Consider the following 24,519-nt stretch of genomic DNA (forward strand, 5'->3'; position numbering starts at 1 on the left):
GATGCCGTAGGTTCCGGCCCGACAGCGCACGGCCGTGCCGTCCTTCCCACGTCCCAGCCCGACGCGTCGTCGGCTCGCCAACACCAGAGGTCTCATGTCACGTCGTCTCTCGCTCGGATCAGCAGCGTTGCTCGCTGTAGCCGCCGTCCCATCGTCGGCGTCCGCCGCCGAACTCGGTGCACCGATCGCGCAGCTCCCGGTCAGCTGTGCATCAGGGAAAAACGCCACCACGTCGCTCGCACCATTCGGCATCGATCGCCCCAACCTCGTCGGTCGCGTCACTCACACCGCGGGCACCGGCTTCCCGACCCTCGTCGTCAGTGGCGGCGACGCCGATTCGTCTACGAGCCTCGGCGCTGACGCCGACGATCGATTCGTCGTGACGTACAGCTCGACATGGTTCTCCAGGTTCGGAGCGAACGCGTCACCGACCGCGACCCTCTACTGCGGAGCAGGCGCCCGATCGGCGACCGTGGCCTTCTACGCGACACCGACCCCACCAGTCGCGTACCCGGCTTCGAAGCTGTCGACCGGCACGGATTCGTTGCCGTTCCTGGTGCCTTCGCGCGCCACGTTCGTGGCCGACGTCAGCGTGACCCAGGGCGCCGTCAGGGTGTACGGCACGAGCAATCAGACGGTTACGGGCGCCGCGACCGTCCCGCTGGGCCAGCTCTACGCATCCCCGACCCCGCAGAGCGTCGGGATCGAGAAGCTCGACGGACCTCAGGCCCGGTATCAGGTTTCCGTTCGACCGCTGCCCGTCGCGATCTCCGGTGCCAGCGCTCCCGCGGTCGCGCAGGCAGCGAGCGCCTCGACCGTGAGGTACTCGCTCGACGGCGACACGACGGTCTCGTTCGCGATCCTCGACGCCACCGGGGCGGTCCGTCGGGCGTACGCGCCGTTCGCGGTGACGTCGGGCGCCCGGAGCTTCACGTACGACGGGCTCGACGGAGCAGGTCTGCCGTTGCCCGACGGGGCGTACACGCTGCAGATCCGCTCCGCCGATCCCTACGGCGGATCGAACACGCAGAACGTCCCGGTCGCCTTCGACAGCAGCGCACCGCAGATCGCTCTCACCCAGCCGTCGAGCAGCACGGCGCCGAGCGCCGTGGTCATCACCGATCCTGCGGGTCTTGCGTACGACACCGATGTCGTCGCCGGCGAAGCGTCGGCGAGGGTCCGCGAGGACTCGAACGGCACGTCCACCCAGAGCCGCTACACGATCACCCCGCCCTCGAGCGGGTGGACCAGCGCGTCGGCGGTGACCGTCCGTGCCGTCGACAAGCTCGGGAACAGCACGTCGCAGACCCTGAAGATCGCCGTTCCGTCGAAGGCGCCGACCGGTGGCGGGTCGGCCGGCGGGTCCGGTCCCGTCGGGACGGGGTCGGGGATCCTGCGGGGGACGGCGACGATGAGGATCAGCGCGGCCCGTTCGACAGGCGCCCTCGTCCGCGGGACGGGGTCGAAAATCGGCGCCCGGGTCACGGTCCGACTGCGGATCGCGAAGGCCCTCGCACGGAAGTACCGCCTGCCGGTCGACATCGGAAAGGCATCGACCTCCATCGGTGGGGATCGCACCTTCGCGGTGAAGGTCCGCATCTCGAAGACGGCGGCCAAACGCCTGCGCAAGCGGTCCTCGACGAAGCTGTCGATCGTCGTCGCCGGCGGCAAGGCGCTGCGGAGCAGCGTGCAATTGCGCCGGTAGCCCGCTTCAGCCCCGCAGCTCCTCCGCGAACCGCGGGGCCATCGCCTCCATCTGCTCGAGCACCCGGACGATCGCCTCGCGCTGCTGGTCGGGTGGGTAGCCGTGCTTGCGCAGCAGCCGCTTGATGCTGGCGCGGAGCTTCGCCTTGACGTCCTCCCGCACCGTCCAGTCGGTGCGGGTGTCGCGGCGCATCGTCTCGACGAGGTCGCGGGCGATGAGGGCGAGGACGTCGTCGCCCATCTCCTCGACCGCGGACGGGTTCTGGGCGACGACGTCGTAGAACGCCAGCTCGTCGGCGTGCAGCGGCGGGTCGAAGCGCTTGCCGCGCTCGGCCTCGGCGACGACCTCCTTTGCCATCTCGACGAGCTCGGCGATCACCTGGGCGGCCGTGAGCTGCTGGTTGGTGTACCGGCTCATGAGCTCCTGGACCCGCTCGGAGAACAGCTTCCGGCGGACCTCGTTGCCCTGGGTGGCGGCCGCCGACTCCTCGAGGATGCTCGCCTTCAGCGCCTCGATCGCCAGCTGCGCGCGACTCGGCGTGTCGGTCGCCTCCTCCTGCCACGCCGGCGTCAGCGCGTCGAGCCGCGGGCGGGCCAGGCCGGCCTCGCGGTAGATGTCGATCACGCCCTCGGAGCGCGTGGAGGTGACGATGATGTCGCCGAGCAGGCGGCGGATGTCGTCGGGGATCGGCTCGCCCTGCGCGATCCGCTCCTGCGCATCGAGCTTCGCCATCCAGACGCGGACCTCCTCGTGGAACCGCACGTCGGGACGGACGGTCTCCAGCTCGGTGACCCCGGCCGCGAGTGCCCACGCGCGGGAGAGCTTCGACGCGTGCCCACGGTAGGCGTCGGCCACCGGCCGTGCGTCCGGGTCCTCGGGGTCGGTGTTGCCCGGGGTGAGCGGCGAGCGCAGGGTTGTCGTCACGCCGGCGACGGCGTTCACCCAGCCCTTCTTCGCGTCGGCATTGAAGGTCGTCTTCCAGTCCTCACCGACCAGGTCCTTCAGCGCGTCGAGCAGGTCGTGGACGATCGCGGCCGCCTCCTCGGCGGTCCGGCCGACGACCCGCTCGCCGACCTGCGAGGACTCGCGCGTGAACTCGGACAGCGCCTTCTGCAGGTTCTCCGCCAACGGGGCGTAGGCGACGAGCAGCCCGTCCTGCTTGCCGCGGTACGTGCGGTTGACGCGGGCGAGCGTCTGCATCAAGAGCGCGCCCTTCAGCGGCCGGTCGAGGTACAGCGTGTGCAGCGGCGGCGCGTCGAAGCCGGTGAGCATCATGTCCTTGACGATCACGAGCTCGAGCGGATCGTCCGCGTTCTTGATCCGCGCCTTGACGGCGGCCGTCGCACTCGGGCGACGCATGTGCTTCTTGATCGGCGCCGGGTCGGACGGGCTCGCGGTGTAGACGACCTTGATCTGGCCCTTGTCGTCGGCGTCGTCGTGCCAGTCGGGCTTCAGCGCGACGATCTCCTCGTAGAGCCGGGCCGCGATCGACCGCGTGGCGCAGACGATCATCGCCTTGCCGGCGCCACCCATGAAGGGCGTCATGAGCCCGCGGCGGGTCTCCCAGTGCTCGACGATGTCGGCCGCGAGGACCTTCAGCCGCTCGGGCGCGCCGTAGACGGTGTCGAGCACCGCGACGCTGCGCTGCAGGCGGTCGCGGTCGGTCTCGTCGAGCTTGCCGGTGGCCTCCTCGGCGGCGTCGTCGAGCGCGTCGGCGTCGACCCCGTCGGCGAGGGCGAGCTTGATCAGCCGCGGCTCGAACGAGACCGGCACGGTCGCGCCGTCGGCGACGGCGCGGTGCAGGTCGTAGACGTCGATGTCGTCGCCGAAGACACGGCGCGTGTCCCGCTCGCCCTCGGCGATCGGGGTGCCGGTGAACGCGATCAGCGTGGCACGGGGCAGCGCGCGACGTAGGTGGGCGGCGTAGCCGTCGATCGAGTCGTAGTGGCTGCGGTGCGCCTCGTCGGCCATCACGACGATGTTGCGGCGGTCCGACAACAGGGGGTGCTCCGCGCCGGCGTCGCGCTCGTCGGACGACAATCCGAACTTCTGCAGGGTGGTGAAGTAGATGCCGCCGGATCGGCGGGCGGCGAGCTCGGTCCGGAGGTCCTCGCGGCTGCCGACGGTCTGCGGGGACTCGGGCAGCAGGGTGCTGACGCGGAACCCGTCGTAGAGCTGGGTGTCGAGCTCGGTGCGGTCGGTGATGACGACGATGGTGGGGTTCGCCAGGCGCGGGTGGCGGAGCACCTTGGCGGCGTAGAGCTCCATCTCCATCGACTTGCCCGAGCCCTGGGTGTGCCAGACGACGCCGGCGCGTCCGTCCTCGTCGACGGCGCGCACGGTGCTCGCGACCGCCTTGGTGACGGCGAAGTACTGGTGGGGCTTGGCGATCCGCTTGCTCAGGCCGGCGTCGTCCTGGTCGAACGCGACGAAGTCGCGCAGGAGCTGTCCGAACCGCTCGACGTTGAAGAGCCCGTCGAGCGTCAGGCCCAGTTCGGTCACGGGCTCGCCGTCGCTGGTGAGCTCGCCGGGTCCGACCAGCCGGCCGGAGTCGTCGACGTTCCACGGCGCGAAGTGGTGCCACGGCGTGAAGGGCGTGCCGTAGCGCGCGGTGACCCCGTCGCTGGCGACGACGACCGCGGCGAACCGGAACGCCATCGGGAACTCGTCGACGTAGGTCTGCAGCTGGTTGTAGGCGCCCTCGGCGCTCGTGCTCGCCGCTCCGGCCTTCTTCAACTCGATGATCGCGAGCGGCAGGCCGTTGACGTAGAGCACGAGGTCGAAGCGCCGCTCGTGCTCACGCCTGCGGATCGTGACCTGGTTGACCGCGAGGAACCTGTTCTTGGACGGGTCGGCCGACAGCACGCGGACGGTGGGGTTGACCTCCTGCCCGCTGTCATCGACGTAGGTGACGCCGCGGTACCCCTCGGTGAGCACCTGGTGCAGCCGGAAGTTCTCGGCGATGGCGTCCTGCGACTGGGGCGTGAGGATCTCGACCGCCGCCTGGCGCAGGTACCGATCGGGGACCTGCGGATTGAGGTTCCGCAGCGCCGTGTCGAGGTGCCCCCGCAGGACGATGTCGCCCCAGGTCTCCCGCTGGTCGGATCCGGGAGCAATGGTCTTTCCCTCGATCGGCTCCCACTCGAGCTCGGCGAGCTCCTCCTGCGCCCAGAGCTCGAGCGCCGCCTCGTCCATGCTGGCCATCTCAGGTCTCGTCCTCGACACGCCGCTCGGCGTCCTTGACGGTGATGCGGCCGCTCATGAGGAGGGGGAGAAGCTCGTCCCGGGTGGCGGCGAGGGCTTCGTTCTCGCGTTCGGCGGCGAGTGCCCGGTCCCAGAGCGTTTCGCCAGCCTTGCGCTCGACGTCACTCAAGTTTGGCCACGACACGGGTTCATCGAGGTGATGGCGCTGGATGTGACCCATCGTCGTGGCCTTCGTCGCCGCGATCGCCACGAAGGCGTCGATCTTCGAGTCGACGGCGCAGGCGACGGCCCAAAGCGGGTTCCCGGGCTGCGGGACGACCTTGAAGATGTGCTGGTTGACAATTGCTTCGTCTCGGTGCCACCGGGCACTCATCAGCGACCCAGACCACGCCATCAGCAGGTCTCCGGGCCGGGCGATGTGGTCGTCTTCTACGCGAATGTCGTTGTAGACCGTCGATGCGCCGGGACCCGATCGCAGATCTGCGATCCGAATGACCATCCGCCCGGCTCCACTTGCATTCTTCGTGAATGCCTTCCCGTTGACGAAGCGCGCGACGGAAGACAACGCAACGGACGGAGAGCTTTGAGCGGCCTGCCGCCATTGGGCTCTTCTCAAGTCATCGGCGCGTCGCACGACCTTGCGGTTAGCCGCGATCTTGTCGTCGAGCGCAGAAAGGACACGCACACGAGCGCCCTGCTCCGGAACGCTTGGCAACGCAAACTCGAACGACAAGAAGTTCTCTTGGGAGAGATCTAGATTGGTTGTCCCGGTGCCGTGGGCTCGGCAGTACGCCCGGTATCGCGGCGTCCTCAGCTGCCAGTAGAGGAATTCGGGGTTCACCCGGTTGGGGGCGATCAGATCGAGAGCGATGGTGTCCTGCGTGAGCCTCGCGACGGCTATCTCGGGAGGGACTCGCGCGACAGCACCGAGCAGTGCTGCCTCGTGAGTCATGTCCTTCAGCGATACGAACAGGTCTCCGGTTCGCACGAGCATCCGTTCCGGCGCCTCTCCACAGTAGAAGCGCACGTTGCTTCCCTTGAACCCGCCGTGACGCTCGAGGGTTCCCAATCCGAGCAGGGCAACTCCATCCGGGCCAAGCAGCGCGCTCTTGTAAGAGGCGCCGCGCCGAAGGCGAACTAGCTCGGAAAGTGCGACTGGGTCGTCTCCGGCCGCATCACGTCGTCGATTCGTACTGCGCGGGCTCATTTCCGATCCTCCCGGGTCGACCGCTCAACTCGTTCCTCTGCGTGCTTCAGACGTGTCGCGTACTCCCGCTCCACCGGCGTCGGCTCGTCCGCAGTTCGCTTGCGGTACTCGTCAAATTCCGCCTCGGCCCGCGCCAGCGCCGCCTTCTGGCTGACCGACCCTGCGTTCGGCAGCACGCCCTCGCCGTAGCGGTCCGCGAAGTCGTCGATCTCCCGGATCCAGTCCTGCATGTACATCGGCTTGCGGCGCGTCGCCTGCAGCTCGGCCAGCTCGAAGAAGGCCGAGACCATGCGGTTCAACGTGGTCAGCTCGTCCTGGGTCAGGTAGTTCTTCGCCACCCGGACGTCGCTGCGGCGCGGCTGCTCGCCGGCGAACGACATCAGGCCCATATTCGGCTTCGATGCGTCGGCGCGCTCGACGATCACCTCGGCCGCGGTGTGCCCGTGTGCCGCGTAGTGCAGCTTGTTCTGAACGACCTTGAAGAACGTCCGGGACTCCGGTGCCCGCGGGTCGTAGTCCGCGCTCGTGCCGTAGAGGTCGAGGACCTGGCGATACAGCACCTTCTCGCTCGAGCGGATGTCGCGGATCCGTTCGAGGAGCTCCCGCCAGTAGTCCCCGCCGCCGACGCCCTTCAGGCGGTCGTCGTCCATCGCGAAGCCCTTGACGAGGTACTCGCGCAGGACGTCGAGCGCCCACCGCCGGAACTGCGTACCGCGCAGGGACTTCACGCGGTAGCCGACCGAGATGATCACGTCGAGGTCGTAGTGCTTGACCCGGTAGGTCTTGCCGTCCGCGGCAGTTGTCCGGAAATCCCGGACAACTGCGAACTCCTCCAGCTCGCCCTCCGCGAACACGTTCCGGATGTGCTCGCTGACGTTCGACTTGCTCGACTGGAACAGGTCGACCATCTGCGCCTGCGAGAGCCAGACGGTCTCGTCCACCATCCGCACCTGCAGCTTCGTGCTGCCGTCGTCGGCCTGGTAGAGCACGACGTCCGCCGCACCCCCGCCGGTGTCGTCCGGGCCCCTCACGCCAACCGCCCCAGCTGCTCGCGGACCACGGCGTCCAGGCGAGCCGACTCGTCCAGGGCCTCGGTCAGGTCGCGCGTCAGCCGCGCAATCTTCTCGTCGATCGGCTCGGCGTCCTCCGGGGCCTTCGGGGCTCCGACGTAGCGGCCTGGCGTCAATGCCCAACCGGCCTCCTCGATCTCCTCCAGCCCCGCGCTCCTGCAGAACCCGGCCACGTCCTCGTAGTCGCCGACGGCGGACTCCCGCCCCCTCCAGGAGCGGAACGTGCCGGCAATCCGGTCGATGTCCTCGTCGGAGAACGTGCGCTCCACGCGATCGACCATGTGGCCGAGCTCGCGCGCGTCGACGAACAGCACCTGACCGCGTCGATCGACGCCGCCCTTCGTGCCGACACCCTTGTCCATCGCGAAGAACCAGACGCACACCGGGATCGCCACGGAGCGGAAGAGGTTCGTCGGCATCGCGATCACGCAGGAGACGGCGTCGTCCTCGAGCATCGCCCGGCGGATGTCGCCCTCGCCGCCGGTGTTCGAGGCCATGGTGCCGTTGGCCATCACCACCGCGGCCTCGCCTTGCACCGACAGCTTGCTGAGGATGTGCTGCATCCACGCGTAGTTCGCGTTGCGGACCGGCGGGACGCCGTAGCGCCACCGCGGGTCGTCCTCGCGCCGGATCCAGTCCTTGATGTTGAACGGCGGGTTCGCCAGGACGAAGTCGGCCTGCGTGTCGGCGTGGAGGTCGCGAGCGAACGTGTCCTGCCAGCTCGGCCCCAGGCCGGTCGAGTCGATCCCGTGGATCGCGAGGTTCATCTTCGCCAGCCGCCAGGTGCGCTCGTTCGACTCCTGGCCGTAGATCGCGAGGTTCGTCGGATCCTCGTCGTGGCGCTCGAGGAACTTCTCGGCCTGCACGAACATGCCGCCCGAGCCGCAGCACGGGTCGTAGACCCGCCCCTGGTGCGGCTCGAGGATCTCGACGAGCGTCCGGACGAGCACCGGGGGCGTGTAGAACTCCCCGCCGCGCTTGCCCTCGGCCTTGGCGAACTTGTCGAGGAAGTACTCGTAGACCTCACCCAGCAGATCCCGGGCCTTCGTGGCGCCCTGCCCGGTGAAGCGCGCGGAGTTGAAGAGGTCGACCAGCTCGCCGAGCCGGCGCTGGTCGATGTTGTCGCGGCCGTACGTCGTCGGCAGTGTGCTCTTCAGCGACTCGTTGTCGCGCATCAGCGCCTGCATCGCCGCGTCGATCAGATCGCCGACGTTCTGCGCGTCGTCGGTGGCCGACGCCGGGGTGCCCTTGGCGCGCTCGGCGATCCAGCTCCACCGGGCCTTCGGCGCCACCCAGAACACGCCGCTGCCGACGTACTCATCTGCGTCCTCGAGGGTCTCCTGGACGTACGCCTCTTCCTCACCCTCGAGCTCGGAGGCGATCGCCTCCCGCCGCTCCTGGAACGCGTCGGAGACGTACTTCAGGAACACCAGGCCGAGGACGACGTCCTTGTACTGGCTGGCGTCGAGCGACCCGCGCAGCTTGTCGGCCGCCTTCCAGAGCGTGTCCTGCAGCTCCTTCGCGGTCGAGGGCGCGAGATCGTTCTTCTTCGGCTTCTTCGTGGTCATCGCGCGGCTTTCGGGGTCGGGGACTGGGACGGGACGGAAGGAGTGAGCGAGACGTGGAGCGCGCCGTCGACGACGCCGTCGACGAGCTGGCGCTCCACGTCATCGAGGGTGCGCAGGGCGCGCACCAGCTGTCGGCGGCGCTCGGCGCTCCGGGCGAGCACGGCGGTCAGGTCGTCGGCACGCTCAGCGGGAGCGGTTCGCAGCTGCCACGCGAGGCGATCGCCGCCGGTCTGGGCGGCGACGTCGACGGCGACGACTGCCGGGAGCAGGCGACGGCCTCCGGAGCCCTCGCTGCAGCGCAGGATCCGGGCGGGGGCGAGGACCACGTGCCCGCCATCCTCGTCGACGAACGCTGCGGGAACGCCGGTCGGGACGTACACGACGTCGCCCGGCTCGGTGGGGCGGGCTCGCGGCGCGACGCGCTCGAGGACCAGGCGATCGATCCCCCGCCGGCCGACGGATGCGGGATCGCGGATCTCTGCCGGGCCGACGACGCCCGCAGCGCCCGCTGCGAGCGGTCCCAGGTGCTCGTCCGCGATCCGCACACCGGCGATGTCGGCCGCGAGTCCGGGAACGGCGTCAGCGAGCGCGACGGTCTGCGGGGACGGGGCTTCGGTCGCGATCAGGTCCACGCCCGCGAGCGGATCGGTCGGGTGGGCATCGGGCAAGGCGTCGCGGAGCGCCCACAGGCGAGCGACGCGCTCGCCGCCGAGCACGGCCGGGGTCACTCGCGCGGCGGGAGCGGTCAGCGCGGCCTGGCGGACGAACCGGAGCGTCTCACGCACCGAGCTGGTCCGGAACGCGTGGGCCGCGACGTCGCGGGCGGGCGAGACCGAGACAATGACGTCGGCGGTGATCGCGGAACGGACTGCGGCGTCGAGGCGGGCGTCGCCGTGAGCCCCGACGACGGTCCAGTGTGACTCGGGACGCCCGAACACCCAGAGCGCGAGCCGTCGACGGCCACCGAAGCGGCTGAGCCCCTTCGGCAGGCGTGCCGCGTACCGCAGCGGTGCCGCGTAGTCCGGGGCCGGGGCGAGGAGGGGAGAGCGGACGTGGCGGCCGTCCCGTTCCGTCAGTACCTGAGCGGGGCCGACGACCAGCAGCAGGTCGTCGCTCCCGAGCTCCACGAGCAGGCGCTCGACATCGTCGGTCAGGTCCTTCGGTCGACGGACGTCCTGGCGGAGCAGCAGGTGCAGCTTCCCGCCGCCGGTCTCGGAGGACGCAACGTCGGGTGCCGCGATCGGGAACTCGTGCGCGGCGAGCCGGCGCCAGCCCGCCCGGTCCGCGTCCGTCGCGAGCGTGGAGGTCTGCAGGTGAAGGGTCGGGCGCTCGCACTCGTCGAGGTGGTCCACGAGCGAGCCCGCGAGGAGGAGTCCTCCGGGTCCCTCGGGCACGACGACCCTCGGGTGGGCCCGGTGCAGTTCGGCGACGACGCCGCCCAGGAGCTCGCGGGCAGCGTCGGTCAGCGCCTCAGTCGCCCAAGGTCCGTCGCGGTCGGTGAAGGTCTCGACGAGGCGATCGAGCGCGCCGGCACCGGAGTACGCAGCCTCGGCGAGCTCGTCGACGGTCTTGCGGAGGTCGTGGTCTCGAAAGGCGGCGCTTAGTGCGACCTCGTCGAGCACCGACTCGTCGACGATCGAGGGGCCGTACGCCTGTCCGGGCCGGAGAGCGCCGAGCCGCTGGGTCGCCTCGTCCGGGTCGAGGTCGGCGGTCGGCTCGCCGAGGAGGTGGTGGGCGAGCAGCAGCGCGGACGCGGCGCCGGGAGCGGCGGTGACCCGCCGGAAGGTGTCGGCGTGGAGCGCGGTCTCCAGCGGTGCCTCAGGGTTGTTCCCGAGCCCGGTGGTCGACAGCCACGCCGCGACGGCGGAAGCCTCGAACCGCACCGGATCCGTGCTGATCGGATCGGGGAACGGTCGGGCGCTCGTCGCCGGGTATCGGGATCGCCACATCGTCACCGCGGCCCGCTCGACCTGGGCGAGGTTCGCGATCTCCTGCATCGACAACTGCTGTGTAGCGACCCCCTCTCCGAGCATGGTGAGACCGTACCGCGAGGACATCTTGATGTATTGGTCATCATTGATAAGGGGACTTATCAGCAAAATTGGCCAGAAGCTTCATAGTCGGGGGTGGCAGTCGGTCGAGTGCGTCGGGCCGCCGATGGCGCAGGAATGAACGCCGCCAGGCTGCCCGCCGGTGGGCTGGCGCGCGTTGCTGCGCTCGTGGCGCAGGAATGAATGCCGGCGAGCGGGCCGGCCCAGGCTGGCGCGCGTTCCTGCGCCGACGCCGCAGGAACGAACGCCGGCCGTCCTGGAAGGGCCGGGGTGGCGTGCATTCCTGCGCCCGCACCTGTCCGCGGAGCGGCGAGGACCGTGCGCCGACGCCGCCGCGTCAAGGGCCGGTGCCGACGATCGCGGGTCGTGGCGGTCGCGCGTCCGGTCGCCGGCGGTGCCGTCTCGATTTCGTGTCCGGCCTTCGCAGTGCTGTTGTTGTCGCACCACGGAGCGGCGCGGGGGCGTGGTCGCAGGCACGCCCCCGCACCGTCCCGCGGCGCGGTCGGCATCCGGGTCCGTCGCCGGGCCGGGACGCCGGTGCGGAGCCCCGGCCCGGTGAGGGCCGGAGCGCCGGGATCAGGCCGGCACGGCCGCCGAGGCCGCGCGGGCCCGGCGCCGGCCGGCCAGGACGCCCTTGGGCGCCACGAGGTAGGCCGCCACGAACTGGAGGGTCAGGACGCAGACGATCGAGCCGCCCGTCGACCAGTCCAGGTGGTAGCTCAGGTAGGTGCCCAGGAGGCACGCCGAGACGCTGCCGGCCGCGGCCCACGCGAGCATGCGGGAGAAGCGGTCGGTGATCAGGTACGCGGTCGCGCCCGGGGTGATGAGCATCGCGACGACGAGGACGATGCCGACGGCCTGCAGCGCGACGATCACCGTCAGCGCGAGGGCGCCGAGCAGCAGCGCCTCGAGCTTCTTCGGCGAGATCCCGACGGCGTGCGCATGCGTCGGGTCGAACGCGTAGAGCACGAGGTCGCGGCGCTTGAGCAGCAGCACGGCGGTGACGAGCGTGCCGATGAGCACGACCTGCAGGATGTCGCCGTCGGAGACGCCCAGGACGTTGCCGAAGAGGATGTGGAAGAGGTCGATCTGCGACGGGATCGCGCTGACCAGCACGAGGCCGAGGGCGAAGAGGCCGGTGAAGACGATGCCGATCGCGGCGTCCTCCTTCACGCGCGAGGTCCGGTTCAGCCCGCCGACGAGGAAGACCGCCGCGGAGCCGAAGAGGAACGCGCCGATCGCGAACGGCGCCCCGATCACGTAGGAGAGGACGACGCCCGGGAGGACGGCGTGCGACACGGCGTCGCCCATCAGCGACCAGCCCAGCAGCGTCAGCCAGCAGGAGAGGACGGCGCAGACGACGCCGCAGACCACCGCGACGAGCAGGGCCCGGCGCATGAAGTCGTACGCCAGGGGATCGGTGAACCACTCGACGACGGTCATGCCGCGACCTCCCGCCGGAGCGCCTCGACGGGGACGAAGCCGCCGAACGCCTCGCCGAGCGGCTCGGGCCGCAGGGTCTCGTCCGGGGTGCCCTGGGCGACGATCCGGCGGTTGATCAGCGCGAGCTCGTCGCAGAGCGCGGGCACGGCGACGAGGTCGTGGGTGGAGACGAGGATCGTCCGGCCCTCCGCGGCGAGGCTCCGCAGCAGCGCGGTGATCGTGGCCTCGGAGCGCTTGTCGACGCCGGCGAACGGCTCGTCGAGGAGCAGGAGCTCCGCGCCCTGGGCCAGGCCACGGGCGACGAACGCGCGCTTGCGCTGGCCGCCGGACAGCGCGCCGATCTGCCGGTCGGCGAGGTCGGTCAGCTCGCAGCGCTCCAGCGCGGCCTCGACGGCCTCGCGGTCCTCGGGCCGCAGGCGACGCAGCGGCCCGAGTCGGCCGTAGCGGCCCATGGCGACGACCTCGCGCACGGACACGGGGAACGCGTCGTCGACGTCCTCGTCCTGCGGGGCGTAGGCGACGCGGCCGTGGCGACGGGCGTCGCGCGGGTCCGCGCCGAAGAGCGCGACGGACCCCGACGTCGGCTTCACGAGCCCCATCAGCGCCTTGAAGAGCGTCGACTTGCCCGATCCGTTCATGCCGATCAGGCCGTGCACGAGGCCCGGCGCGATCTCGAGGTCGACGCCGGTCAGCGCGCGGTTGGCGCCGTACGAGACGACGAGGTCGCGCACGGCAACGACGGGGGTCCCGTTCGCCGCCGCGTCGACGATCGGGCGGAGGGCGGTGTCCTGTGGGCTCATCGGTGGTCCTCGTGATGGGTCGTGGAACGGAACGGGGCCCGTCGCGTGCGGTCTCCGTCGGACGGAGCGGGGGCGGCCGAGGTCCGTCCGGAGCGCCTGGGGGCGCTCATCGCGCGGGCGCCCCGGTCAGTCCGGCGGCGATCGTGCGGGCGTCGCGGCGCAGCAGTTCGAGGTAGGTCGGCACCGGGCCGTCCTTCTCGGAGAGCGAGTCGACGTAGAGGACGCCGGCGAAGCGGGAGCCCGACTCGCTCGCGACCTGCTCCTGCGCCTTCCGGCTGACGGTCGACTCGCAGAAGACGCCGGGGACCTCGCGGGCGCGGACGAACTCGACGGTCGAGGCGATCTGCTTCGGCGTGCCCTCCTGCTCCGCGTTGACGGGCCAGAGGTACGCCTCGCGCAGCCCGAGGTCGCGGGCGATGTAGGAGAACGCGCCCTCGCAGGTGACGAGCGCGCGCCGCTCCTCGGGAACGTCCTGCAGCGACGCGCGGACCTCGCGCCCGACGGCCTGCAGCCGGCGGGTGTAGTCGGCGGCGCGACGCCGGTACTCGTCGGCGCCGGCGGGGTCGAGCGTCGTCAGCGCCCGCCGGATGTTCTCGACGTAGATCGCCGCGTTGTCGGTCGACATCCACGCGTGCGGGTTCGGCTTGCCCTCGTACTCGGAGCCGCCGCCGATCGGGATCGACCGGATACCGGCGGTCAGGGTCGCCGACTCGCCGCTCGCCCGGTCGATGAACTGCTGAAACCACTTCTCGAGCCCCATCCCGTTCTCGAGGACGAGGTCGGCCTGCGCGGCCTTCTTCAGGTCCGACGGGGTGGGCTCGTAGCCGTGGATCTCGGCGCCGGGCTTCGTGATCGACGCGACCTCGACCCGGTCGCCGGCGACCTCGCGGGTCATGTCGGCGATCACGGTGAAGGTCGTCAGGACGACGAGCCGCCCGTCGTTCTTGCGGAGCTCGGCGGCGTCGGTGCAGCCGGAGAGGACGACCGACGCGAGCACGACGCCGGCCGCGGCAGCGGCGCGAAGCCATGTTCGTTGGATGGTCGACCGAAGTTGTGGCACGCCAAATAGTGAACCACATGACGAGCCACACCGTGTGTGAGGCGTCTCAGTAGTCGCGCGCCTCGTTCGGGTACGGGGTCGCGACCGTCACGGCCTCGCCCCGGGCCACCGGACGCCCGAGGCTGGTGCGCCCGGGCACCGCCAGCCGGAGCTGCCGCACCCCGGAGCCGCCGAACGCCCGGGACTCCACGGCGACGCGCCCGTCGGCGAGCAGGCCGAGGACGCGGTCGCCGCGGTCGTCGCGGACCGGGACGTCCACCCCGTAGTCCCGGATGCCCGTCCCGTCGCCGCGCTGCAGGTCGACGACGTCGCGGTGGTCGGTCCCGTCGCGACGCCGCTCGGCGACGTCGCGGACGCGCAGGCCGACGAGACCGCCGTCCGGCGAGCCGGACGCCGCGACGAACGGGAGCGCCACGCCCCCGCGCTCCGCCGGGGCGGAGAACACGGTCCGGATCCGCCCGTCGGTCCCCTGCGTGCGGGTGCGGACCCGTCGCGCCGGGCCGTCGTCGCGCCCGACGACCACCGACCAGCTGAGGCCGTCGGCTGTCCAGATCGGCGGCGTGGGGTACGAGACGGTCCGGCGGGCGCCGCGCCCGGTCGTCGTGGTGCGCTGCACGACGTGCGTCGCCCCGGGCTCGGACGGGTCCGCGACGACGAGGTCCCCGACGTCCGAGGATCCGGCGGCCCCGGCCGGCGCACGGACGTACGCGTAGCGCGAGCCGTCGGGAGACCACGACGCGCCGTGCTCCGAGAGCGCGTTGCGCGCGTCGACGGCGCAGTCGCCGACCGGGGCGACCGGGCACCGCACGAGCGTGCCGCCGCCGACGAGCAGCAGCCGGCGACCGTCGGGGGAGAACCGGAGCGCGCCGCCGGTGAGGACGTCGTCGCCGTCGTGGCGCAGGCGCGACGGGACGCCGCCGGCCGCGACGGGGACCACCCAGCTCTGGCGCGCGGTGGTGACGGCGAGGACGTCGCCCGCGCCGCTGAGCTGCAGCTCGACGTCGCCGCGGGCCCCGTGGAGCAGTCGGCCGACGGTGCGGGAGGCCCCGTCGGGCGTCGCCACGCGCAGGCGCCGACCGTCGAGCCAGGCGACCTGGGCCGCGGGGCCGGCGGGGGCGCTCGTGGTGCGGAGGTCGTCGCCACCGTCGGCGGCGGCGTGGGCCGGGACGGCGAGCAGGCCGCACAGCAGGGCACCGCCGACGGTGACGAGGGAGCGGCCGGTGGAGGAGGGACGGGACGTGGGGAGGACCATGCGTCGAAGCTACGAGCGGCGGCCGCCCACGACCATGCGGCATCGCCCGCCGGGGCCGTGGGGAATTCCCCGGCGACCGCCTCCGGGGGATCACGGAGGCGCGCCGGCCCCGAGCCGGGCCGCGGCGGAGCTCCGAGGTCCGAGGATGAGGGTCCTCGGACCCTCTGTGGGCAGGTCACAGGACCTGGGTCGCCCCGGCGTCACGGTGGACGGACGTTTGGTTCCCGGGCCCGGGAGCGCACGCCGGTCCCCCGAACCGCCGGACATTCGTCCGACGACCGCATCCGATCCGGTGCGGCTCGGTACCACCTGTGTCGTGGACGCCCCAGAACGGGGTGACCGCGAACCCCGGAAGGCACCATGACCACGTCCGCACTCCTGTTCCGCATGACCGCCACGGCCGTCGTCGCCGCGCCCGTCGCCCTCTTCTCGACCATCGCCGCCGCCTCGGTCGCGACGGGCCGGGCCGCCGTCGCCGAGGAGGAGGCTGCGCGTCTCCAGACCGACATGGTCCGCTTCGCCGTGTCCGGCGAGCGCCCGGCGCGGGTCCTCGCGCACGCCTGACGGCCGATCCGCCGTGCCGCCCGTCGGGCGCCACTCCCGCGTCGCGTAGCCTCCGGCAATGGCCGACGACGACGCGACGCCCGCGCCCCGCGATCCCTCCAACGCCGCCATCGCCGGGCTGCTCGAGGAGCTCGGCGACCGCTACGAGCTGGACGGCGCCGTCGTGCACCGCGTCCTCGCCTACCGCAACGGCGCCAAGGCGGTCCTCGACGCCCCCCGCTCCGTCGCGGGCATGACGCGCGCGGGAACGGTCACCGAGCTCCCCGGCATCGGCAAGACGCTCGCCGAGAAGTTCACGGCGCTGATCGAGACCGGCGAGATCCCGGCGCTGACGAAGCTCCGCGCCAAGTACCCGGACGGGCTCCTGACGCTCACGCACCTGCCGGGCCTCGGGCCGAAGAAGGCGCGGAAGCTGTTCGACGAGCTCGGCGTCGACGGTCCGGCCGCGCTGCGCGAGGCGATCGCCGACGACCGCGTCGCCGGCCTCCAGGGCTTCGGGAAGAAGACGCAGGACAAGCTCCTGAAGCTGCTCGACGCCGCGGGGGAGGACATCGACCGGCCGGCGCGGGTGCTGCTGTCGAAGGCGTTGCCGCTGGCCGAGGCGCTCGTCGAGGAGCTGCGCGAACGCGGCAAGGACGCCGGCGTCCACCGCGTCGAGATCGCCGGGTCCGCCCGGCGCCGCGCCGACTCGGTCCACGACCTCGACATCATCGCCACGGCCGACGACGCGGCGGCACTGCTCGAGGTCTTCCGGACCTCGGAGCTCGTGGCGGAGGTCGGGTCCAGCGGCGAGAACGGCTCGCACGGCGTGCTGCACTCCGGCCTGGCGGTCGACGTGCGGGTCGTGGCGCCCGACCAGTTCGGCAACCTGCTGCAGCACTTCTCGGGCAGCAAGGCGCACAACGTCGCGATGCGCGAGTCCGCGGTCAAGCGCGGGCTGCACATCTCGGAGTACGGGATCCTCGACGACGCGACGGGGGAGACCGAGCGGTTCGCGACCGAGGAGGAGGTCTACGCGCGCCTCGGGCTGCCGTGGATCCCGCCGGAGCTCCGCGAGAACCGCGGCGAGCTCGCCCTGGACGCCGTTCCGCCGCTGATCGAGTGGGACGACCTGCGCGGCGACCTCCACATGCACACGACGCACTCCGACGGTCGTGCGTCGGTGCGCGACATGGCGATCGCGGCCCGCGACCTGGGCCTCGAGTACGTCTGCATCACCGACCACTCGGCCACCCACGGCTTCGGCGACGACGTCCAGCCCGACGAGCTGCGGGAGATCATCGCCGAGGTCCGCGCCGCCGACGAGGAGCTCGACGACATCACGGTGCTCGTCGGCTCCGAGGTCAACATCGGCGCCGACGGGACGCTCGACTACGACGACGATCTGCTCGCGGAGCTCGACTGGATCGTCGCGTCGGTCCACACCGCCTTCCAGAGCGACCCGACGAAGCGGATCGTCGCCGCCTGCGAGCACCCCCTGGTCGACGTCATCGGCCACCCGACGGGGCGGCTGATCGGCAAGCGGGAGGCCTACGACCTCGACGTCGACCTGATGATCGAGGCCGCGGCCCGGACGGGCACGTTCCTCGAGATCAACGGCTCGCCGGCCCGCCGCGACCTGCACGACGTGCACGCCCGCGCCGCCCGAGACGCCGGCGTCCTCCTGACGATCGGCTCCGACGCGCACGGACCGGACACGCTGCCGAACACCCGGTGGGGCGTCGCGACCGCCCGACGCGGCTGGCTGTCGGCGGCGGACGTCGCCAACACCCGTCCGTGGGACGAGCTGCGCAAGGTCCGCAAGGGCGGACGCTGAGGGCGACCGGCCACCGCGCGAGGGGAGGGCGGCGGGCGGCCCGGATCCTGCGGGGACGGGCGGCGCCTCCCGCGCCGTCCGCCCCCGGTCGTCGGATCAGGGGGTCCCGGAGGTCCGCTCGGCCTTCGCCTCGGAGGCCGCGTCCTTGAGCCGCTGGGCCTCCTCACGGGCCTCGATCGCGGCGTCCTTCTCGTCGAGCGCCTGCTCGTCCTTCTTCAGCGCCTCGAGCTCGGCCTTCCGCGCGGCCTCCTCGCCCTCCTTGCGCTGCTGCTCCTCGGCCTTCTCGGACGCCTTGCGGCGCTCCTCGGCGACCTCGTCGGCCTTCGCCTGGGCCTCGCGCTTCTCCTCGGCGGCCTTCTCGCGGCGGGCCTTGGCCCGGGCGGCGGCCTGCTGCTTCTTCGCCTCGGCCTCCTTCGCCTTCGCGGCGGCGGCCTCGTCGGCGGCCTTCCGCTCGGCGGCGGCCTTCGCCCGGAGCTCCTGCGCCTCGAGGCGCTCGTCGGCGGCGACCGACGCGCGGGTGCCCTCCTGCCGGAGCTCCTCGTCCTTCAGGACGGTGCCCGCGGCCTTCCGGACCTGACCGTCGGCCTTGTCGACGACCGGGTTGTCGGCCTGCCCGACGAGCTTCAGGGCGACGTCGAGCGACGCGCGGGTGAGCTTCAGCGACGTGCGGACGGCGAAGACGGGGATCGCGGTGAGGCGGCTCATGCTCCGGCCTCCGGGTCGGCCGCGGCCGCGCGGCGCTCGGCCTGCTCCGCCTGCCGCTCGAGGCGCTGGGCCTCGGAGAGGTGCTCGCCCTTGGCTTCGGCGCCCTTGCGCTCGGTGGCGCCGGCGTCCGCGGCGGCCCGACGACGCTCTTCGTCGGCCGCCTGCTGCTCGACGTCCTCGGCCTGCTCGGCGCGCTGCGCTGCGGTGCGCTGCTCGTCCTCGATGCGCTCCTCCCGGGTGGCCGCGGCCTGCTCCGCCTCGAGCTCCTCTTTGCGCCGCTTCAGCGCGGCACGCTCCTCGGCGCTCTGGGCGACCTCACCCTCGCGCCGGGCCTCCTTCGCGGCCTCCGCGGCCTCGGCCTCGCGGTCGACCGCGTCCTCCTGGAGGCGGCCCTCGCGCTGCAGCTCCTGGTCGTCCAGGACGCGGCCGGCGGTCTGCTTGACCTTGCCGGCGACCTTCCCGGCGAGTCCGCCCAATGTCGTGTCGTCAGCCATGCCGGGTCGCTACCCCGTACGCCCCCGACGACACGGAGCGTGTCCTGTCGCACGGCGACCGCGCGTCGCGGCCGCGCGTCCGCCCGGCGGACCCGCACCGTCATGGGGCCCGCCGGGCGGTGTCCCGCGCGCCGGGGCTCCGGCGTCGACGTGGCGCCGGTGCTCGCCCGGCGCCGCGGTCGTTACGCCGTCGCGCCCGCGGCGGCCTCGCGCCAGGTGACGAGGCGCTTGCGGTCCTCGCACCAGAGCTTCAGGCGCATCGCCTTGAGCGCCGTGCCGAGCGTCAGCACGGGGACCTCGCGGAACAGCGTGGTGTTGTCGTGCGCCGCCTGCAGGTGGTAGTTCGGGACCTTGGACGACAGGTGGTGCACGTGGTGCAGGCCGATGTTGCCCGAGAAGTACTGCAGGACCTTCGGGAGCTTCAGGTACGAGCTGCCCTTGAGCGCGGCCTCGGCGTAGTCCCAGCTGTCCGTGTTCTCCCAGTACGCGTCCTCGTACTGGTGCTGGACGAAGAAGAGCCAGATGCCCGCGCCGCCGGCGAGGACCACGAGGGGGACCTGGACGGCGAAGAAGGCGAGCGGGCCCATGAGCACGCAGAGCGCGGTGACGCCGACCAGCAGGGCGACGTTCGTGATCTTCACGCTGTTCTGGATCCGCGGGCGGTCCGTCGACTTCCAGCGACGCGGCTGGATCACGAGCGCGACGAACGGCCCGAGGGTCATCATGATCCACGGGCTGCGGGAGAGCCGGTACTCGAGGCGCTTGCCGCGCGACGCGGTCTCCCACTCGGCCACCGTCATCGTCCAGACGTCACCGTCGCCGCGGCGGTCGAGGTCGCCCGCCGACGCGTGGTGCATCGCGTGGCTGTGCCGCCACGCGGCGAACGGCGTGTAGACGAGGAGCGACGTGAAGACGCCGACGACGTGGTTGGCGCGCTTCGTCGGCAGGAAGTTCCCGTGCGCGCAGTCGTGGAAGACGATGTAGGTGCGCAGCAGGAACCCGGCGGTCGGGATCGCGAGCAGCAGCGTCAGCAGGTACGACACGTCGAGCAGCAGGTACATCGCGACGAACCCCGCGATGTACGGGACGACGGACGTGAGCAGGTCGAGGACGCTCTTGCGGACGTCCGGACGGGCGTACGGGGCGAGGTCGGACTTCCAGGAGTTGCGGCCGGGCGCGGGGGCGGGCGCCGGATCCGGCGGGGCGATGGTCGTGCTCATGTGCGGACCGCCGGGATCGGGTTCGAGGACCCCGGTCGACGGGGAACGCAGCAGCGGTGCGGACAGTGTGGCGGGCCACCGGCGCCGATGTCGAGGGTTGCCTAAAAGACGGGGGTATTCCCCACCACGCCGTCTGGACGCTCCCCCCGACCGAGGGGCGGGGCGGGAGCGGGAGCGCCGATGCGGGTATGCGCAGGGCGTGTGCCGGTTCCGTCACAGCGGACCGGCACCACGCGTAGAAGTTCGTGACGGTCGCGGTGCGCGCGGCCGTCGTCCCGTCTTCCGTCCCTGAGGTCCCGATGCGTTTCCACACCCCCGACGACGACGTCCTCCGGGTCGACCGGGTGGGCGGGCTGCACACGTACGCCGCCCGCCTCGAGGACGGGGACTGGACGGCGTGGGGCGAGGTCCGGACCGTCGTCGTCGCGGCGACGGGGTACGACCCGCACGACCGCTGGGTCGACGTCGTGGTGCAACGGCTCGAGGGCGGCGAGGCGCTGCCGGACGTCCCGGGGGAGGACGCGGAGGCCCTCCCGCCCCCGGAGGGCGTCGAGCCCGCACCGCGCCCCGAGGACGCCTGACGACCGGCGGGGTCCCACCGTTTCCTACGGAGGCGTAGGATGGCGCGATGTCGTCACGGAACGTCGTCGCGGGACGCACCGCGGTCATCACGGGCGCGGGGTCGGGCATCGGCCGCGCCGTCGCCCTGCACCTCTCGGGGATGGGCTGCCCGGTCGCCCTCTGCGACTGGGACGAGGACGGGCTCGAGGAGACCGTCGCCTCGCTGCCCGGCCCGTCGATGCACCGGAAGCTCGACGTGCGCGACCGCCAGGCGCAGCTGACGTGGGCCGCCGACGTCGCCTCCTGGGCGCCGGCGCCGATCGGGCTCGTCCTCAACAACGCCGGCGTCACGGTGTCGAACTCCGTCACCGGCGGCTCGCCCGAGGACGACGAGTGGGTCATGGACGTGAACTTCTGGGGCGTCGTCCACGGCACCCGCGCGTTCCTGCCGATCCTGCAGCAGCAGGACTCCGGCGCGATCGTGAACGTCTCCAGTCTGTTCGGGATCATCGCCTGGCCGACGCAGAGCGCCTACAACGCGTCGAAGTTCGCGGTCCGCGGGTTCACCGAGTCGCTGCGGATCGAGCTGCAGGGCACCGGCGTCTCCGCCCACACGGTGCACCCCGGCGGCGTCGCGACCCACATCGTCGACAACGCCCGGTTCCACGTCGACGACCAGGGCGGCACCGACCACGGCAAGCTGCAGCGCGACTTCAACAAGGTGGCGCGGACGACCCCGGCGAAGGCGGCGAAGATCATCGTCTCCGGCGTCGAGCGCGGCAAGGACCGCATCCTCGTCGGCCCCGACGCCGTCGCGATGGTGACGCTGAGCCGGATCCTCCCGAACTCCTACTTCACGGTGATCCGCAAGCTGATGCCGCTCGTGCGGAAGTAGGGCGCGGGCGCCCCGAGCGGGTCCCGTCCCGCGCCGTCGGACGTCCCCCGTCGGCGCCCGCGAGCCGTCGGCGTCCGGTCCCGTCCGTCGCGCCTACGTCCGGTCCGCCCCGGTCCCCGCGTCGGCCGGGCCCACCGGCGGCACGCCGTCCGCGGGCGGCGGCACCAGGTCTGCCGGCCGGACGAGCGTCAGCACGCGGTAGGTGACGATCGCCGCGATCGTGCCCATCGCGATGCCGGCGAACGAGTAGTCGCCCCAGTGCAGCGTGTAATCGCCGGCGCCGACGACGAGCGCGACGGCGGCGGTGATGAGGTTCACGGGGTCGCGGAAGTCGACCCGGGCGTCGATCCAGACGCGCGCGCCGAGGACCGCGATGAGGCCGAAGAGGACGGTGACGGCGCCGCCGAGGACGCCGGTCGGGATCGCCTGGACGATCGCCCCGAACTTCGGCAGCAGGCCCAGGGCGATGGCGGTCAGCCCGGCGATCACGTAGGCGAGCGTCGAGTAGACGCGCGTCAGGCCCATCACGCCGATGTTCTCGCCGTAGGTCGTCGTCGCCGAGCCGCCGAAGAGGCCGGACACGGTGGTCGCGAGACCGTCGCCCATGAACGAGCGGCCGATGTCGCCGTCGAGGTCGCGCTCGGTCATCGCGCCGACGGTCTTCACGTGGCCGGCGTTCTCGGCCAACAGGACGAGCACGACGGCGGGGACGATCAGGAGGATCGCCTTCCACTGGAACTCCGGGGTCGCGAAGTCCGGGAACCCGAACCAGTCGGCCTCGTGGACCTTCGACCAGTCGACCTTCCCGAGGATCGCTGCGAAGACGTAGCCGATCACGACGCCGAGGAAGACGGACAGGCTCGACACGAACCCGCGCAGCGCGACGCCGATCAGGACGATCGCCACGAGGGTCACCAGCGCGATGCCGGCCTGCGACTCGAACTGGCCCTTCGCGACCGGCGCGAGGTTCAGCCCGATCAGCGCGACGATCGACCCGGTGACGACGGGCGGGAGCAGCCAGTCCAGGGGCGCGGTGCCGATGCGGTCGACGAGGAGCCCGATGAGGAACACGACCACGCCGGCGACCACGATGCCGCCGAGCGCGACCGCCATGCCGCCGTCGGTCTGTGACGCCGTCACCGGGGCGATGAACGCGAAGCTCGACCCCGTGTAGGACGGCACCCGGTTGCGGGTCATCAGGACGAACAGCAGCGTGCCGACGCCCGAGAACAGGATCGTGGTGGAGACCGGGAACTTCGTCAGGACCGGCACGAGCGCCGTGGACCCGAACATCGCGAGCACGTGCTGCATCCCGAGCCCGAGCATCAGCGGGGTGCTCAGACGCTCGTCGGGGGCGACCACCGCTCCTGGTCGGACGGCGGACCCGTCGCCGTGCAGCTTCCACGTCCTGCTGATGAACGACCCGGCCATGGGGCACCTCGGGGGAATCGGGGGACGGGCCGCCGGACCGGCGGCTCCGCGATCGATGGTGGCGCACAGGTCCGACGGGTCGTGTGCGACCGGGCGTCGACGGCGCACGCGCGGTCCGGTGCGGGTGTGGCGGGCGGTGGCCGCGGACGACGCTCGGCCCCGCCCCGGGCGTGGCGGGAGCGAGGGGGCGGGGTCCCGCCCCGGTCCGGAAGGGCCCACGGTGGTCCGGCCACACCGGGGCTCCGGGGGTCCGCCGTAGGGTGGCGCCATGCCTGCGCTCCGGGACCGCCGATGACGAGCAGCACCGGGACGGTCGTCGTCTACGGCGCGACGGGGTACACCGGTCGCCTCGTCGCCACCGAGCTCGCCGCGCGCGGCGTCCCGCTGGTGCTCGCCGGCCGGAGCGCCGAGCGGCTCGCCGCCGTGGCCGCGTCCCTGGGCCACGGAGCGGGCGTCGCGGTCGCCGAGGCGCCGCTCGACGACCACCGGGCGCTGCGGGACGTCGTCTCCCGCGGCGCGGTCGTCGCCAACTGCGCCGGGCCGTTCGCGCGCACCGGGGAGCCGGTGCTGCGCGCCGCGATCGAGGCGGGCGTCCACTACGTCGACACGACCGGCGAGCAGGACTGGATCCACCGCGTGCTGACGCACCACGACGGGGCGCTCCGGGACGCCGGGGCGGCCGCGGTGCCCGGGATCGGGTTCGACTACCTGCCCGGCGACCTCCTCTGCCACCTGGTCGGCGCGCCGCTCGGCCCGCTGGAGCGCCTCGACGTCGCGTACCACCTGGAGGGCTTCGGGATGACCCGCGGGACGCAGCGCTCGGCGCTCGAGATGCTCGACGGGCGGGATCTCGTCTACGAGGACGGGGCCTGGGGTCCGGGCGGCGGACGGCCGCCGCTGCGGGCGGCCGTGGTCTTCCCCGACCCGATCGGCCGGCAGACCGTCGGGCGCTACCCGGCGGGGGAGATCGTCACGGTGCCGCGGCACCTCGACGTCGGGACCGTCTCCGCGCGGCTGTCGACGTCGTCGGTGCTGCCCGGACGGCTCTCCGGGCTCGTGCCGTACGCGGCGCCGGTGCTCGAGCGCGTGATGCGCACGCCGCTGAAGAGCCTCCTGGACCGCGCGATCGACCTCCTCCCCGAGGGACCTCCGGAGGACGGCCGGCGGGCCGTGCGGTGGACGATCGTGGCGACCGCGACCGCGGTCGACGGGCGCGTCCGCCGCGGCGTCGTCCGCGGTCCCGACGTCTACGGCCTGACCGCGCGCACGATCGCCGACGCCGTGTCGGTGATGGCCGACGACGGCTACGACCGCGCCGGCGGCCTCGCGCCCGCGCAGGCCTACGACGCCCGGGCGACCCTCGACGGGCTCGCCGACTTCGGCGTCACGTGGGGCGTCGATGCTCCCGCAGCAGCGTCGGTCGACGGCGTCCCGGCGACGGCGGAGGCCTCGTGAGCACCCGCGTCGTCCCCG

At 72.2% G+C, this 24,519-nt stretch carries 19 protein-coding genes; 6 read left to right on the top strand and 13 right to left on the bottom strand.

The features are described 5' to 3' along the window. Positions 1 to 556: 556 nt before the first annotated feature. Positions 557 to 1,705, top strand: a complete 1,149-nt coding sequence (locus PATMI_RS0107215) for a FlgD immunoglobulin-like domain containing protein (protein WP_169738337.1) — start codon at positions 557 to 559, stop codon at positions 1,703 to 1,705. 6 nt (positions 1,706 to 1,711) lie between these two features. Here PATMI_RS0107215 and PATMI_RS0107220 read toward each other — a convergent pair whose 3' ends face one another. From PATMI_RS0107220 to PATMI_RS0107260, 9 genes are all read right to left on the bottom strand, one after another. Beyond that, a complete protein-coding gene (locus PATMI_RS0107220) occupies positions 1,712 to 4,909 on the bottom strand; it encodes a type I restriction endonuclease subunit R (protein WP_211241709.1) in 3,198 nt (1,065 codons plus the stop codon). A 1-nt stretch (position 4,910) separates the two neighbouring features. Beyond that, a complete protein-coding gene (locus PATMI_RS0107225) occupies positions 4,911 to 6,116 on the bottom strand; it encodes a restriction endonuclease subunit S domain-containing protein (RefSeq protein ID WP_157260659.1) in 1,206 nt (401 codons plus the stop codon). After that, complete coding sequence (locus tag PATMI_RS0107230; RefSeq protein WP_051471172.1) at positions 6,113 to 7,147, bottom strand: virulence RhuM family protein; 1,035 nt, start codon at positions 7,145 to 7,147, stop codon at positions 6,113 to 6,115. Before PATMI_RS0107230 ends, PATMI_RS0107225 begins: the two co-directional genes overlap by 4 nt. Continuing rightward, positions 7,144 to 8,754, bottom strand: coding sequence for a class I SAM-dependent DNA methyltransferase (locus tag PATMI_RS0107235; protein ID WP_026910400.1), 1,611 nt, complete (start codon positions 8,752 to 8,754; stop codon positions 7,144 to 7,146). Before PATMI_RS0107235 ends, PATMI_RS0107230 begins: the two co-directional genes overlap by 4 nt. After that, complete coding sequence (locus PATMI_RS0107240) at positions 8,751 to 10,787, bottom strand: hypothetical protein (RefSeq protein WP_157260660.1); 2,037 nt, start codon at positions 10,785 to 10,787, stop codon at positions 8,751 to 8,753. Before PATMI_RS0107240 ends, PATMI_RS0107235 begins: the two co-directional genes overlap by 4 nt. Positions 10,788 to 11,381: 594 nt before the next feature. Further along, positions 11,382 to 12,248, bottom strand: a complete 867-nt coding sequence (locus PATMI_RS0107245) for a metal ABC transporter permease (RefSeq protein WP_026910402.1) — start codon at positions 12,246 to 12,248, stop codon at positions 11,382 to 11,384. After that, positions 12,245 to 13,048 (bottom strand): metal ABC transporter ATP-binding protein, encoded by an 804-nt coding sequence (locus PATMI_RS0107250; protein WP_084269761.1) that lies wholly within the window; start codon positions 13,046 to 13,048, stop codon positions 12,245 to 12,247. Before PATMI_RS0107250 ends, PATMI_RS0107245 begins: the two co-directional genes overlap by 4 nt. 106 nt (positions 13,049 to 13,154) lie before the next feature. Further along, complete coding sequence (locus PATMI_RS0107255; protein ID WP_026910404.1) at positions 13,155 to 14,108, bottom strand: metal ABC transporter substrate-binding protein; 954 nt, start codon at positions 14,106 to 14,108, stop codon at positions 13,155 to 13,157. 46 nt (positions 14,109 to 14,154) lie between these two features. Next, positions 14,155 to 15,360, bottom strand: a complete 1,206-nt coding sequence (locus tag PATMI_RS0107260) for a PD40 domain-containing protein (protein WP_026910405.1) — start codon at positions 15,358 to 15,360, stop codon at positions 14,155 to 14,157. Between the two features lie 360 nt (positions 15,361 to 15,720). On the opposite strand from PATMI_RS0107260, the gene PATMI_RS0107265 reads away from it, so the two are divergent. After that, positions 15,721 to 15,924: a hypothetical protein gene (locus PATMI_RS0107265; RefSeq protein WP_026910406.1), complete on the top strand. Its 204-nt coding sequence runs from the start codon at positions 15,721 to 15,723 to the stop codon at positions 15,922 to 15,924. Between the two features lie 58 nt (positions 15,925 to 15,982). Next, positions 15,983 to 17,740 (top strand): DNA polymerase/3'-5' exonuclease PolX, encoded by a 1,758-nt coding sequence (gene polX / locus PATMI_RS0107270; RefSeq protein WP_051471173.1) that lies wholly within the window; start codon positions 15,983 to 15,985, stop codon positions 17,738 to 17,740. A 96-nt stretch (positions 17,741 to 17,836) separates the two neighbouring features. On the opposite strand, the gene PATMI_RS34085 is transcribed toward polX, so the two are convergent. The 3 genes from PATMI_RS34085 to PATMI_RS0107285 form a co-directional block, all read right to left on the bottom strand. Beyond that, the gene (locus PATMI_RS34085; protein ID WP_026910408.1) at positions 17,837 to 18,445 is read right to left on the bottom strand and encodes a hypothetical protein; all 609 of its coding nucleotides are present in this window, start codon (positions 18,443 to 18,445) and stop codon (positions 17,837 to 17,839) included. After that, positions 18,442 to 18,939, bottom strand: coding sequence for a hypothetical protein (locus PATMI_RS0107280; protein WP_157260661.1), 498 nt, complete (start codon positions 18,937 to 18,939; stop codon positions 18,442 to 18,444). The genes PATMI_RS34085 and PATMI_RS0107280 overlap by 4 nt, the downstream gene beginning before the upstream one ends. A 182-nt stretch (positions 18,940 to 19,121) precedes the next feature. Continuing rightward, a complete protein-coding gene (locus PATMI_RS0107285) occupies positions 19,122 to 20,159 on the bottom strand; it encodes a fatty acid desaturase (protein ID WP_036725416.1) in 1,038 nt (345 codons plus the stop codon). A 299-nt stretch (positions 20,160 to 20,458) separates the two neighbouring features. On the opposite strand from PATMI_RS0107285, the gene PATMI_RS0107290 reads away from it, so the two are divergent. Together PATMI_RS0107290 and PATMI_RS0107295 are read left to right on the top strand one after the other, a co-directional pair. Further along, positions 20,459 to 20,740 carry a hypothetical protein gene (locus PATMI_RS0107290; protein ID WP_157260662.1) on the top strand — a complete coding sequence of 94 codons (282 nt, stop codon included), beginning with the start codon at positions 20,459 to 20,461 and terminating at the stop codon, positions 20,738 to 20,740. 47 nt (positions 20,741 to 20,787) lie between these two features. Next, positions 20,788 to 21,615, top strand: a complete 828-nt coding sequence (locus PATMI_RS0107295; RefSeq protein WP_026910412.1) for an SDR family NAD(P)-dependent oxidoreductase — start codon at positions 20,788 to 20,790, stop codon at positions 21,613 to 21,615. A gap of 93 nt (positions 21,616 to 21,708) precedes the next feature. On the opposite strand, the gene PATMI_RS28170 is transcribed toward PATMI_RS0107295, so the two are convergent. Then, positions 21,709 to 23,046 (bottom strand): uracil-xanthine permease family protein, encoded by a 1,338-nt coding sequence (locus PATMI_RS28170; protein WP_051471174.1) that lies wholly within the window; start codon positions 23,044 to 23,046, stop codon positions 21,709 to 21,711. Between the two features lie 291 nt (positions 23,047 to 23,337). On the opposite strand from PATMI_RS28170, the gene PATMI_RS0107305 reads away from it, so the two are divergent. Continuing rightward, positions 23,338 to 24,501 (top strand): saccharopine dehydrogenase family protein, encoded by a 1,164-nt coding sequence (locus PATMI_RS0107305; RefSeq protein ID WP_026910413.1) that lies wholly within the window; start codon positions 23,338 to 23,340, stop codon positions 24,499 to 24,501. The last annotated feature ends 18 nt before the right edge of the window (positions 24,502 to 24,519 follow it).

It is taken from the genome of Patulibacter minatonensis DSM 18081 (assembly GCF_000519325.1).
GTDB lineage: Bacteria > Actinomycetota > Thermoleophilia > Solirubrobacterales > Solirubrobacteraceae > Patulibacter > Patulibacter minatonensis.

Excerpts from the sequence above, each read along its gene's own strand:
- PATMI_RS0107220 (WP_211241709.1), bottom strand. The coding sequence starts at position 4,909 with ATGGCCAGCATGGACGAGGCGGCGCTCGAGCTCTGGGCGCAGGAGGAG.
- PATMI_RS0107225 (WP_157260659.1), bottom strand. The coding sequence starts at position 6,116 with ATGAGCCCGCGCAGTACGAATCGACGACGTGATGCGGCCGGAGACGAC.
- PATMI_RS0107235 (WP_026910400.1), bottom strand. The coding sequence starts at position 8,754 with ATGACCACGAAGAAGCCGAAGAAGAACGATCTCGCGCCCTCGACCGCG.
- PATMI_RS0107240 (WP_157260660.1), bottom strand. The coding sequence starts at position 10,787 with ATGCTCGGAGAGGGGGTCGCTACACAGCAGTTGTCGATGCAGGAGATC.
- PATMI_RS0107245 (WP_026910402.1), bottom strand. The coding sequence starts at position 12,248 with ATGACCGTCGTCGAGTGGTTCACCGATCCCCTGGCGTACGACTTCATG.
- PATMI_RS0107250 (WP_084269761.1), bottom strand. The coding sequence starts at position 13,048 with ATGAGCCCACAGGACACCGCCCTCCGCCCGATCGTCGACGCGGCGGCG.
- PATMI_RS0107260 (WP_026910405.1), bottom strand. The coding sequence starts at position 15,360 with ATGGTCCTCCCCACGTCCCGTCCCTCCTCCACCGGCCGCTCCCTCGTC.
- PATMI_RS0107265 (WP_026910406.1), top strand. The coding sequence starts at position 15,721 with ATGACCACGTCCGCACTCCTGTTCCGCATGACCGCCACGGCCGTCGTC.
- polX (WP_051471173.1), top strand. The coding sequence starts at position 15,983 with ATGGCCGACGACGACGCGACGCCCGCGCCCCGCGATCCCTCCAACGCC.
- PATMI_RS34085 (WP_026910408.1), bottom strand. The coding sequence starts at position 18,445 with ATGAGCCGCCTCACCGCGATCCCCGTCTTCGCCGTCCGCACGTCGCTG.
- PATMI_RS0107280 (WP_157260661.1), bottom strand. The coding sequence starts at position 18,939 with ATGGCTGACGACACGACATTGGGCGGACTCGCCGGGAAGGTCGCCGGC.
- PATMI_RS0107285 (WP_036725416.1), bottom strand. The coding sequence starts at position 20,159 with ATGAGCACGACCATCGCCCCGCCGGATCCGGCGCCCGCCCCCGCGCCC.
- PATMI_RS0107290 (WP_157260662.1), top strand. The coding sequence starts at position 20,459 with ATGCGTTTCCACACCCCCGACGACGACGTCCTCCGGGTCGACCGGGTG.
- PATMI_RS0107295 (WP_026910412.1), top strand. The coding sequence starts at position 20,788 with ATGTCGTCACGGAACGTCGTCGCGGGACGCACCGCGGTCATCACGGGC.
- PATMI_RS28170 (WP_051471174.1), bottom strand. The coding sequence starts at position 23,046 with ATGGCCGGGTCGTTCATCAGCAGGACGTGGAAGCTGCACGGCGACGGG.
- PATMI_RS0107305 (WP_026910413.1), top strand. The coding sequence starts at position 23,338 with ATGACGAGCAGCACCGGGACGGTCGTCGTCTACGGCGCGACGGGGTAC.